Source organism: Rhodococcus aerolatus (assembly GCF_054783215.1).
This window is the reverse complement of sequence record NZ_BAAGQZ010000049.1, coordinates 82,550-93,969: the sequence shown is the minus strand read 5'-3', so window position 1 is coordinate 93,969 and position 11,420 is coordinate 82,550. Positions and strand designations below refer to the sequence as shown.

Annotated in this window: 9 protein-coding genes; 4 read left to right on the top strand and 5 right to left on the bottom strand. The window is 78.1% G+C overall.

Translation table 11 applies throughout. The annotated features are described in order from the left end of the window. On the bottom strand, positions 1-783 hold a 783-nt coding region (locus ACYVOF_RS18855; RefSeq protein ID WP_460869233.1), incomplete at its 3' end, for a GNAT family N-acetyltransferase. Beyond that, positions 780-1,883: a glycosyltransferase family 4 protein gene (locus ACYVOF_RS18850; protein WP_460869231.1), complete on the bottom strand. Its 1,104-nt coding sequence runs from the start codon at positions 1,881-1,883 to the stop codon at positions 780-782. The genes ACYVOF_RS18850 and ACYVOF_RS18855, both read right to left, overlap by 4 nt. Positions 1,884-2,019: 136 nt before the next feature. Between ACYVOF_RS18850 and ACYVOF_RS18845 the strand changes: the two genes are divergently transcribed. From ACYVOF_RS18845 to ACYVOF_RS18830, 4 genes are read left to right on the top strand one after another with little or no spacing between them, the layout of a single operon-like run. After that, entirely contained in the window at positions 2,020-3,474 is a 1,455-nt protein-coding gene (locus ACYVOF_RS18845) for a flippase (RefSeq protein WP_460869229.1), read from the top strand. Then, positions 3,471-5,405 (top strand): glycosyltransferase, encoded by a 1,935-nt coding sequence (locus ACYVOF_RS18840; RefSeq protein WP_460869227.1) that lies wholly within the window; start codon positions 3,471-3,473, stop codon positions 5,403-5,405. Before ACYVOF_RS18845 ends, ACYVOF_RS18840 begins: the two co-directional genes overlap by 4 nt. Next, positions 5,402-6,502 (top strand): glycosyltransferase, encoded by a 1,101-nt coding sequence (locus tag ACYVOF_RS18835; RefSeq protein ID WP_460869225.1) that lies wholly within the window; start codon positions 5,402-5,404, stop codon positions 6,500-6,502. Before ACYVOF_RS18840 ends, ACYVOF_RS18835 begins: the two co-directional genes overlap by 4 nt. 14 nt (positions 6,503-6,516) lie before the next feature. After that, entirely contained in the window at positions 6,517-7,440 is a 924-nt protein-coding gene (locus ACYVOF_RS18830; RefSeq protein ID WP_460869224.1) for a WecB/TagA/CpsF family glycosyltransferase, read from the top strand. On the opposite strand, the gene ACYVOF_RS18825 is transcribed toward ACYVOF_RS18830, so the two are convergent. The 3 genes from ACYVOF_RS18825 to ACYVOF_RS18815 all read right to left on the bottom strand — a co-directional run bounded on the left by ACYVOF_RS18825 (position 7,389) and on the right by ACYVOF_RS18815 (position 11,352). Continuing rightward, complete coding sequence (locus tag ACYVOF_RS18825) at positions 7,389-8,474, bottom strand: glycosyltransferase family 4 protein (RefSeq protein WP_460869222.1); 1,086 nt, start codon at positions 8,472-8,474, stop codon at positions 7,389-7,391. The genes ACYVOF_RS18830 and ACYVOF_RS18825 overlap by 52 nt on opposite strands. Positions 8,475-8,527: 53 nt before the next feature. Beyond that, positions 8,528-9,931, bottom strand: coding sequence for a putative glycoside hydrolase (locus ACYVOF_RS18820; RefSeq protein WP_460869220.1), 1,404 nt, complete (start codon positions 9,929-9,931; stop codon positions 8,528-8,530). Positions 9,932-10,212: 281 nt separating this feature from the next. Continuing rightward, positions 10,213-11,352, bottom strand: a complete 1,140-nt coding sequence (locus ACYVOF_RS18815) for a putative glycoside hydrolase (protein ID WP_460869218.1) — start codon at positions 11,350-11,352, stop codon at positions 10,213-10,215. Positions 11,353-11,420: the final 68 nt, after the last annotated feature.

The following is an 11,420-nucleotide window of genomic DNA, read 5'->3' as shown; positions in this document are numbered from 1 at the left end:
GAGCCGGCCGCGCAGGGCCGCCGCCCGGCCCCGCTGCGCCGTCGACGGCGGCGGTGCGCCCAGGCCGACCGCGGCCGTCCGCGACGCCTCGTGGACCACCGACCGCAGGTGCTCCAGCGTGCCCGGCCCGGCGTGCAGGGTGTGCACCACGTGGTCGGTGCGCCCGGCGGACGTGGCGCGGTACTCGCGCAGCGTCACCTCGGGGGTGAACCCGAGCCGGGCGAGCGTGCGGCCGGGCCGGGGGTTGGTGACGGCCACGGGGGCGACGAGGCGGCGGACCGCGACGGGCGACTGCAGCGCCCGCAGCGCGACCAGGGCGAGGGCGACCGCCGCCGTGCCCCGCGGCACGGCCGCGGTGTCGACCCAGAACGAGAGCTCCCCGGTGCTGGTGCCGAGGTCGACCGCGTCCACCCCGACCTGCCCGCGCAGCTCACCGTCGACGAGCAGCACGAACGGGTGCGCCAGCCCCCGGCGGGCCGCCGCGCGGGCCGCGGTGCACCAGCCCGTCCAGGCCAGCCCGTCGTGGTCGGCGTCCCAGCTGCGCCGCACCGGCCACCAGGGCTCGAGCTCGGCCCGCAGCGCCAGCCGCTCCGCCCGCCACGCCGCGGCGTCGGTGAGCCGCGGGGTCCGCAGCGTCACCAGCGCGTCGTCGACGCGCACGGGGCCCAGCGGGGCGTCCCAGCCGGGCAGCCCGCGGCGGTCGAGGGCACGGCGCACCCGGCGCGGGGCGACGCGGGCCACCGCCAGGCCGGTGCGGGGGTCGAGCGGTCGGTCGCGTCTCACCCGCGCCGCACCGTCGCGCGGACCAGGTCCGCCAGGCCCGCGGCCATGTGCTCGGTGGTCCAGCAGGACTCGACGGCCGCCCGGCCGCGCCGCCCCATCTCCCGGGCCCGCTCCGGGTCGGCCAGCAGCCCAGCCAGCGCGTCGGCCAGGGCGGCCGGGTCACCGGGCGGGACGAGCAGGCCGGTCACCCCGTGCTGGACGTACTCGTCGACCCCGGGGTTGTCGGTGACGACGACCGGCCGGGCGGAGGCCAGCGCCTCGAGCACCACGGTCAGCCCCGAGCCCAGCGGGGTGGGGTGCAGCGCCACCGCGACCACGGTCGCGCGCCGGTAGAGGTCGCGCATCCGGCCGTTCATCCGCTCCCGGTGCACCGTGGCCAGGTCGGGGCCCGCCGCGAGGGGCAGGCTCGTCGCGATCTCCAGGTGGGTCTGCGGGTGCCGGGACCGCACCCGGCGCACCGCGTCGACGAGCGTGGCGTGGTCGCGCATCCTGTCCTCGCCCGCGCTGACCACGAGGCCGGTGCCGTCGGGCCAGGGCTGCGCGGGGAAGAAGTCCGCGTCGATGCCGAGCGGCAGGTGGTGCACCTCGTCGGCGGGCAGCCCCCACGCCGCGACCAGCCGCGGCACCATCGGCGCGACGTTGGTCCACACCCCGGCCGTGCGGGGCAGGGCCCGGCGGACGGCGGCCCGGTAGCGCGGCGTGAGGTCGGCGGGGTCGTCGAGCCAGGCGATGCCGGTCAGCACCGGGGTGCCGCGGCCGCCGAGGAGCGCCGCGGCGACCCCGGTGCGCTCGTCCATGCAGAGCACGGCGTCGACCCCCGCGTCCCCGCCCCGGCGCACCCGGTCCACGAGGGCGGGCACCAGCTCGACGCCCGCCGCGCGGTCACGGACCTTGCCGGCCACCCGGGGCAGCGCCCGGCCGCGCAGCGGGGCCCGGAACACCGCCTCGACGCCGTGCGCCGCCATCCGGTCCAGGCCGTAGGGCGCGGCGTCGGGCACGACGTCGGCGGCGTGCCGCTGCGCCCAGTCGGCGGCGTCGAGGTCACGGGCGAGCTCGACGCGGACCCGCAGCGCCCCGCCGCCCGGCTCCCGTCCCCCCACGACGCACCCCTGTCCCGTCCCGTCCCGCAGTCCCCCGGCCCGGCGCCGACCCTATCGGCCGTGCCCGCCGGGGCGATGTCGGACGTTCGACCGAGATCACCGCGGGGTGACCGCGGTGGTGACGTAGCGTGGCCGCGTGGAGAGCAGGGCGGAGGCCGTCGCGCGGGGCGTGGTGGTGCAGTTCGGCGCCCGCGCCGTCGCCCTCGTCGCCTCCGTGGCCACCCTGGCGCTGAGCACGCGCTACCTGGGGCTGACCGGCTACGGCCTGCTCACCACCGCGATCGTCTTCGTCGGGCTGTTCGAGATCGGCACCGACCTCGGGCTGACCACGGTCATCACCCGCCGCGTCACCGCGGACCGCGGCGAGCTGGCGCACCTGGTCGGGGTGAGCCTGGGCGTCAAGGCCGTGATCGGGCTGCCGCTGGTGGGCCTGAGCGTGCTGGCCGGGCTCGTCGTCTACCACGACCGGCCGCAGGCGCAGGCGGCCGTCGCGATCATCTCGCTGGGCCTGGTGGCCACCGCGTGGGCGAAGAGCTACGACCCGGTGTTCATGGTCCACGTCCGCTTCGGGGCGGCGTCGGCGGCGGACCTCACCGCCCGGGTGCTGGGCCTGGCGGCCACGGCCACCGTGGTCCACCTCGACCTGGGCCTGCTCGCGATGGCCGCGGTGCAGCTGGTGACGCCGCTGTCGAAGCTCTTCTTCACCATGCTCAGCGCGCGGCGCCTCGAGCGGCTGCGTCCCCGCTTCGAGCGGGCCGCGGCGCTGGACCTGCTGCGCGAGGGCGTCCCGTTCACCGTCATCCTCGTGGTGGGCATCCTCTACTGGCGGGCGGACGGGGCGATCCTGTCCTGGCTCTCGACCCCGTCGGAGGTCGGCGCCTACGGCGTGGCCTACCAGCTGGCGTTCAACCTCGACGTCATCTCGGCCGTCTTCGCCGCCGCCACCCTGTCCACGCTGACCCGGTGGGCGGCGGCGGACCTGGCGCGCTTCGACCGGGTGGTGCGGCTCGGCTACCGGCTGCTGCTCGTGGTCGCGGTGCCCATCGCGGTGCTCGGGGTGCCGCTGGCCCGGCCGATCCTGCTGGCCTTCTCCGGGACGGAGTTCGTCGACGCCGCCACCCCGGTGCTGCGGCTGTTCTTCGTCGGGGTGGCCATCGGCTTCCTCAACCAGCACCTCACCGGCGCGCTGGTCTCGCTGCACCGGCAGAACTTCCTGCTGCGGCTCTCGCTGGTGAACCTGGCCATCAACATCGCCCTCAACGTGGTCCTCGTGCCGCACCTGGGCGCGCTGGGGGCCGGCGTGGCCATGGTCGTCTCGCAGGGCACCGGCCTGGTCGCGGGGGCGGTCCTGCTGGGCCGGCTGCGCCCCGGGGTGTTCCCGCTCGAGCAGGTCGCGCGGATGCTCGTGGTCAGCGTGGCCGCGGCCCTGCTGGTGGGCCTCGTGGCCGGCCGCGGGCTGCTGGTGGAGATCCTCGTCGGCGGGGCCGCGGTGGCCGTGCTGGCGCTGCTCGCCCGGGCGGTGCCGACCGAGGCGCTCGACCTGGTGCGCGCCCGGCTGGGCCGGCCCGTGCCGGACCGGGACGCCCCGTGAGCGCGTCGCCTGCGGTCCTCGTCGTCAGCTACCGGCGGGCCGACCTCCTCGAGACCTGCCTGGCCTCCGTCGCGGAGCACCTGCCCGGCAGCCCGGTGCTGGTGTGGGACAACGCCTCCGACGGGACCCCCGCGGTGCGGGAGCTGGCCGCGCGCACCCCCGGGGTGGACTGGACCTTCTCCCCGCGCAACGTGGGCTTCGGGGCCGCGGTGAACGGGCTGGCCGCGCGGGCCGCCACCGGGGCCGGGCAGGGCCGGCCGCTGCTGCTGCTCAACCCCGACGCGGAGCTGACCGGGGACCTGGGCCGTTGCCGCGCCGCCCTGGTCGGCGACGTCGCCGTCGTCTCCCCCGCCGTCGTCGAGCCGGGCAGCGACCGGCCCGCCTTCGACGTGGCCCGCCGCGAGCAGACCGCGCTGCGGGCCGTGGTCTCGCACCTCGGCTACTCCGAGCGGCTGCGCGGCACCCCGCTCAGCGAGCTGCACCGCACCGCGCCCGACGAGGTCGACGGCTACCTCACCGGCTGCGCGCTGCTGGTGTCCCGGGAGGCGTGGGACTCCCTCGGCGGGTTCGACGAGCGGTTCTTCGTCTACGCGGAGGAGGCGGACCTGCAGCGCCGGGCCCGGGCGGCGGGCTGGCGGCTGCGCCTCGTCGACGAGCCCCACGTGCGCCACGCCGCGCAGGGCACGGTCGGCGACAGCGCCGCGGCCGGCCGGCGCAGCGCGGACCTGCTGCGCAACCACCACGCGGTGCTGCTGGGGGCGGGCAACACCGGCCCGGGGGCGCGCTTCCTCGCCGCCACCGCGCTGCTCGAGCGCGCGCAGCGGTCCAAGCGCGGCCGCCGGGGCACGCCCGACGGGGCGCCGGGCCTGCCGCACGTGGTGCTGACGACCAACGAGCTGTGCCGCGGCGGGGCGGAGCGCCAGCGGGTGCAGCTGGCGGGCGAGCTCGCCGGGCGCGGCTACCCCGTGACCATCGTCTGCCTGCAGGACCTGGGCCCGCTGCAGCGCGAGGTCGACCCGCGGGTGCGGGTGGTGCTCTCCCCGTGGTGGCAGCCGTGGCCCAGCGGGCTCGACACGGGTGACCGCCTCACCGTCCTCGTGACCGGCATCACCAACACCGAGGCCGGGTTCGCCCTCGGGCTGACCCGCACGCGGCGGGGCCGGCGGCGGCCGGTGTGGCTGGTGGCCAGCCACGAGCCCCCGCTGCCTGGGGGCACCTACCCGCCGCGGCTGGCGGCCGCGATCCGCCGCGCGGACGGCATGATCGCGCTCTCCCCCACCCACCTGGCCGAGCTCACCGCCGACCAGGAGCTGCCCACCCCGACCTGGCTGGCTCCCAACGGGGTGCCCCACGAGGCCCGCCCGCCGCGCCCCGCGCCGCGCACCCCGGTGCGCCTGGGCATGCTCAGCCGGCTGGTGGAGCACAAGAACCCGCACAAGCTGGTGGCAGCGCTGGCCCCGCTGGCCGGGGGCAGCTGGACCCTGGACGTGTTCGGCGACGGGCCGGACCGGGCGCGCCTGGAGGCGCTGACCCCGCCGGAGCTGGCCGGGCAGGTGCGCTGGCGCGGGTGGTCGCCGGGCCCCGACGACGCGTTCCCGCAGCTCGACGTGCTGTGCGTGCCGAGCGAGACCGAGGCCTTCCCGCTGGTCGTCGTGGAGGCGATGGCCGCGGGCGTGCCCGTCGTCGCCGCCGGGGTCTGCGCGGTGCCCGACCTGCTCGACCACGGCCGCGCCGGGGTCGTGGTGGCGCCGGGGGACTCCGCGGGCTGGACCGCCGCGCTGCGGGACGTGGTGGCCGACCCGACGTCGCTGGCCGGGCGCGCGGCGGCCGCCCGGGAGCGCCAGCAGCAGCTGTTCACCGTCGGGGCCATGGCCGACGCCTACGTCACCGCCCTGACCGAGGCCCTCGCCGCCCACGGGGCGCCGCGGTGAGTGCACCCGCCGTCGTCGTCGACACCTGGTACGGCCCGGAGCTCGCCGCACGGCTGACCGCGACGGCCACCGCCGACGACGTGCTGGCCCGGCTGCCCAACCCGGCCCGCACCCTCGCCGCGCGCTCCGGGGTGGCGCGCGCGCTGCTGCTGCTGGTGGTCGCCCGAGGCGCGGTGCTCGTCACGACGAACCCGGCGGCGGGCACCCGCACGCTGGTGGCGGTGGGCGGCGTGGCGGCCCGGCGCCGGCTGGTGCTGCTGGAGTACATCGCCCACCCCCCGGCGGGCGGGGGACGGCTCGCCCCGCTGCGCCGCGTGCTGTTCACCGTGCTGCGCCGCGGGCTGCTGCCCCGCACCCTGCTCGCCGCGCAGGTCCTCACCGAGGGTGAGCGGGCGGCGTGCGCCACCAGCCACGGCATCCCGGTGGGCCGCTTCCACCACGTCCCGTGGCCGGCCCGCAGCACGTCCGGGACCGCGCTGCCCGAGCGGGTCGACGGCGGGCGGCGCGTGCTGTGCTCCGGGCGGCGCACGGACTGGGAGACCTTCGCCGGCGCGGCGGCCGACGCCGGGTGGGAGGTCACCGCGGTCTGCGCGGCGGACGACGCCGAGCGGGTGCACCGCCTCCTCGACCCCGTCGGGGCCCGTGTGCTCGTCGAGGTGCCGCAGGAGCAGCACGCCGCCGAGGTCCGCGCGGCCACCGCCTACGTGGTCGCGGTGCCGGAGACGGGCGCGAGCATCGGCCAGGTGCGGGTGATGAACGCCGCGGACGCGGGCACGCCGCTGGTGGTCTCGCGGGTGGCCGGCGTCGCGGACTACGTCGACCCGTCGTGCGCCGTGCTCGTCGAGCCCGGTGACCCCGCCGCGCTCCGCGCGGCGGTCGACGCGCTGCTCGCCGACCCGGCCCGGCAGCGCGCGCTGCGGGAGGCCCTCGTCACCCGTTCGGGTGGTCGCGGCATGCCCGAGTACCTGGACGAGGTCGCCGCCCTCGTCGCCCGGCACACTGGTGGCCGGGCCACCGCCCGGGGGTCCGGCCCCCGCCCGGCCGTCGGCAGCCCGGACGCCCCGAGCCGCCCCGGCACCGGGTCGGCCACCACGTGAGGAGACCACGCCCGATGTCCATGCCCCCCGGGGAGCGACGTCGTCGACGCCGCGCGACCGACCCGGTCGAGCTGCCGCCGGGCGTGCCGGTCGACCGGCGCACCCACCCGGAGGTGGTGGCGGTGCTCGGCGTCGGGGTCCCCGTGCTGAGCACCCCGCAGGCGCTGGACCGGGTCAGCTCGATGGTGGAGCGCGGCGCCCCGGGCGCGATCGCGTTCGCCAACGCCCACCTGCTGACCCTGGCCTCCACCGACCCCGGCGTGCGCGACGTGCTGCGCCGCTGCGCGCTCGTGCTCAACGACGGTGCGGGCGTGTCGTGGGCGGCCCGCGCGAAGGGCTCGGAGTTCACCGAGAACCTCAACGGCACCGACTTCACCCCGCTGCTGCTCGAGCGGGCCGCCGAGCGCGGCTGGCGCGTCGCGCTGCTCGGTGCCGCCCCCGGGGTCGCCGAGCGGGCCGCGGTCGCGCTGCGCCAGCGGCTGCCCGGGCTGCGGGTCTGCTACGCCGACCACGGCTACTTCGACCTCGAGCGCTCGGAGCGGGTGGCGGCGCAGGTGCGCGCCAGCCGGCCGCACCTGCTGCTGGTCGCCATGGGCAACCCCCGCCAGGAGCGGTGGCTCGACGAGCACCTGCCGGCGACCGGCGCGACCGTCGGCCTGGCGGTGGGCGCGTTCCTCGACTTCGCCGCGGGCGAGGTCGCGCGGGCCCCGCGGTGGGTGCGGGCGGTGCACCTGGAGTGGGCGTTCCGGCTGCTGCTGGAGCCGCGCCGGCTGTTCGCCCGCTACGTCATCGGCATCCCCGTCTTCCGGGCGCGGGTCCGCCGGGACGTGGCCGACCCGCTGCCGGTGCACCCGCGTCGCCGGGCCGAGGACCGGGCGGCGGGCCCTCACGCCGCGGCGGCCAACGACTCCCACGCCGAGCGCCACCCCAGCACGTAGCCGGTCACGTCGTGGCGCGCGGCCGCCTCGCGGGCCCGCGCCCCCAGCGCCGCCCGCCGGGCGGGGTCGGCGAGCAGGCCGGCCAGCGCGTCGCGGAGCCCGGCGCGGTCCCCCGGGGCCACCAGCAGCCCGCTGACCCCGTCGACGACCACGGCGGGGATGCCCCCCACCGGGGTGACGACGGGGACGACGCCCCACGCCATCGCCTCGAGCAGGGCCATGGGCAGGCCCTCGTTCCAGCTGGGGAGCACGAACACCTCGGCCCGCGCCAGCTCGGCGTCGCGCGCCGCTGGGTCCAGCCAGCCGCGCACCGAGACGGACCCGTCCAGGCCCAGCCGGTGGGCCTGCTCGGCCACCTCGGTCACCGGTCCGTCGCCGAACAGCCGCAGGTCGAGGCGGTCCCGTGCCGCCGGGTCGAGCGCCGCGACCGCGGCCAGCAGGTCGGGCACGCCCTTGCGCTCGCTGAGCCGGCCCAGGAAGAGGGCGGGCACGCGGTCCCCCGGCGGCCGGGCGGGCACGGCGTCCGGCAGCTCGACGGGGTTGGCCACCACGCGGACCCGCTCGGGGCGGGCCCCGGCCTCGACGACGCTCGCCACCGCGGCGTCCCCCAGGACCACCACGTCGTCGGCCCGGGCGAACACGCCGCGCAGGGCGGCGCGGCGCCGGGGCGGCATCACGGCGAGCTCGTCGGCGAACTCTGCGCCGTGGCAGTGCAGCACGACCGGGACGCCCAGGCGGTGGGCGGCGCGGGCCAGCAGGCCCTTGCGCACCAGGCTCGCCCGCTCGGTGACGTGCAGGTGCACGACGTCGGCCCGGCGGGCGGCCAGCAGGGCCAGCGCGGTCGCCGCCCCGCGCGCGAACACGGCGACCCGCAGCACGGGCGGGCCGTCCCGGTAGGTCTCGACGTAGCGCAGGTCGACCCCGTCCAACGGGCCCGCGTGCTCCCGGAACAACCGCGCCACGGTGGCCACCCCGCCGAGCCCGCCCGGGCCGTTGCCCGCCATGAGGACGCGGACCGGGCGGTGGGGGCGCACGGCGCCAGTGTGCCCCGCCGGGCGCCGCCGGCGACGGCCCGGGTCGGTCCCGGCTAGAGGCCGAGCAGCCGGCGCAGCCACTCCAGCAGCAGCTGGAAGAGGTTGAGCGGCGTGGTGGGGGGCGGCGGCGGGGGCGTGGTCGTCACCGGCGGGGGCGGCGGGGGCGTGGTCGTCACCGGCGGGGGCGGCGGCGGCGTGGTCGGGGGGGTCGTCGGCGGGGTGGTCGGGGGCGTGGTGGTCGCGCCGAGCAGGATCTGCGCGGACGTCGGCGCGTAGCTCACGCCCTGGTAGGTCTGGATCGACGTGCGCGTGTTGACCACCACCGAGCCGCCGGTGAAGCTGCGTCGCCACACCCCGGCGGCCACCTGGGTGCGGGCCCCGGTCGGCGCGCCCAGCGCGAGGGCCTGGTCGAAGCAGGGCGGGTAGGGGGTCGAGGCCGAGTAGGCGGTGTCGGCGCCGTAGGCCCCGGTGCCGTCGTCGACGAGCAGGAAGGTCGACAGGCCGTAGCAGGCGCGGGCGGCGTCGTCCTGCTTGTCGTGGATGAGGACCGTCGTGCCGGCCCCCGTCGCAGCGGTGCTGTTGGCCAGCGCCCACTCCAGCCACGCCACCTGCGCCGGCCACACGCCGTTCTCCGTCGACGCCACGGGGGTCGACGAGCTGCCGGCGACGAAGAACTCGGAGTTGGGGATCATCCCGGCTCGTACGGTGCCCTGGGCGAAGGAGAGGTATCCGGGCACCACGGTGCCGAGGTTGCCCGCCAGCTTGAACCCGGCCGAGCGCAGCGCCGCGGCCAGGGACTGCACGAAGCCGAGCAGAGCGGTCTGCCAGCTCGCCGGGGTGGGGTAGCCCGCGGGGACCGCACCCGACCAGCCCCAGCCGAAGTCGGCGTTGACCTCGTCGAGGAGCACCCCGGACCAGCCCTGGGAGCGGCACTTGGCGACCAGGAAGGCCGCGGCCGCGCTGCGGAACGCCGCGTTGCCCACGTCGAGCGCGGAGTCACCGCTGCGGGAGATGACCTGCCCCGAGCCGGTGCGCAGCAGCCACTCGGGCCGCACGTCGCCCGGGCGCACGCACTGGGTGACGCCCTGGTCGTCCCCGGGTCGCTGGACCGCGGTGGCGTAGACGAACTGCTCCGGGACGCTGCTCATGCTGGGCCGGGCGAGGTTGCCCTGCAGGCCCTGCCACTGCCAGCGCGTGGTGCCGCTCGAGGCCGGGTTCCCGGAGAACGCGAAGCGCAGGAAGGTCGGCTCGTAGCCGGCCAGCGCCCCCACGGCCTGGGTGGACGCCGGACCCGACGCGGCCGCGGACGCGAGCGAGCCCAGCGGCAGCGCCGCGCCGACCCCGGCCACCGCCCCCAGCTGCAGGAAGCGGCGACGGCTCAGGCCTCCCGGTCGCGGCGCGAGCACCGCGCCGCCGGCCCCGCCGTGCGTCGTCCCCAGGTCGCCGTGCACCGTCATGGCTCCGCCCCTCCGCGTGCGCTCCCCGCGATCACCGAATGTGATGAACCGAACACGCAAGGTGGCACGGTAGGCGGCATCCGCCCAGGTCACAAGTCGAGTCTGACACGATCGGGCGATCTTGCTTGACAAGAGTGTTTACCAGGGGGAACAACCTCACCCTGGGTCAGCGCCCCGGAAGGCCCCCTGCGACCTGTCACCTGATCGGGTGACACACCGCGGGACCACTGGGGCTGCTGTGGTGCGTGTGACCACACCGGGTGTCGGGCGTCCCGACGGCCTCAGGAGGCGAGCAGGACCGAGTCCGTGGCCGGGACCGCGGTCCCCGCGACCTCCACGTCAGCGCGGGTCGCGTTGACGACCAGCCGGCCCCCGGCGAAGTCCCGCGCCCACACCCCGGGGGCGACCTCCGTGCGGGAGCTCCGCGGGGCGCCGAGGCCCCCCGCCGCGCGGTAGGCGTCGGGGAACGGGGGGTCGGCGTCGTAGGCGACGCTCGCGCCGTACACGCCGGACCCGTCGTCGACGAGCAGGAAGGACCCGAGCCCGTAGCGGATCGCGGCCTCGTCGGTCTGGGTGTCGTGCAGCACCACCCGGCTCGTCACGGCCTGCGCCCGCTCGACCCAGGCGAGCCGCGCCTCCCAGCCGCCGCCCCGGGCGGTGAGGTACCCGGCGGGGCCGACCCGCCCGGCGACGAAGTTCTCCACCACCGGCTCCATCCCCCCCGCGGCCAGCGCGAGGCAGAACTCGGGCCACAGCGGTTGCGCGACGTTGCCCGCCAGGCTCAGCCCCGCCCCCCGCAGCGCGTCCCCGAGCGCGGCCACGAAGCCCTGCTGGGCGGCCTGCCAGGACTGCGGGGTCGGGTACCGGGCCGGGACGGCCCCCGGCCAGCCCCAGCCGAACTCGGCGTTGACCTCGTCGAGCAGCACCCCGGTCCACCCGTCGGCGCGGCACTTGGCGACGAGGAAGTCCGCGGCGCGGGAGCGCAGCGCGGCGTCGCCGACGTCGAGGGCAACGTCGCCGCCGGCCCGGGTGACGACGTCGCCGCGGGTGTCGCGCAGCCGCCACCGGTCCGCCACCTCGGCCGGGGGCAGGCACTGCGTGGTGCCCGCCGGGTCGTCCCGGCGCTCCACGGCGGTCGCGTAGACGAGCACCGTGGCCACCCCGGCGGGTCGGGCGAGGTCGCCCTGCAGCCCCTGCCACTGGAACCGCTGCGCCCCGGGGCCGTCGGTGTCACCGCTGTAGGCGAAGCGCAGCAGCGACAGCCCCCCGGACCCGGCCGGGGCGGGGCCGGCCGCGGCGGCGGCACCGGCCGGGCTGCCGGGCCGCACCCCGGAGGCGGCGGCGGTGGCGGCGAGCAGGGCGGCCCCGGCACCGCGCAGCAGTGCCCGACGGCTCGGGCCGCGCGGCACGGGGCGGGTCATCGTCACCGAGCGTACCGACGCCCGGCGGGGCCCTCCCGGGCTGCGCGGGGAACCGCGACGCAGGTCTC

Coding starts and splice junctions, on each gene's coding strand:
- ACYVOF_RS18815 (WP_460869218.1), bottom strand. CDS start 11,352: ATGACCCGCCCCGTGCCGCGCGGCCCGAGCCGTCGGGCACTGCTGCGC.
- ACYVOF_RS18820 (WP_460869220.1), bottom strand. CDS start 9,931: ATGACGGTGCACGGCGACCTGGGGACGACGCACGGCGGGGCCGGCGGC.
- ACYVOF_RS18830 (WP_460869224.1), top strand. CDS start 6,517: ATGTCCATGCCCCCCGGGGAGCGACGTCGTCGACGCCGCGCGACCGAC.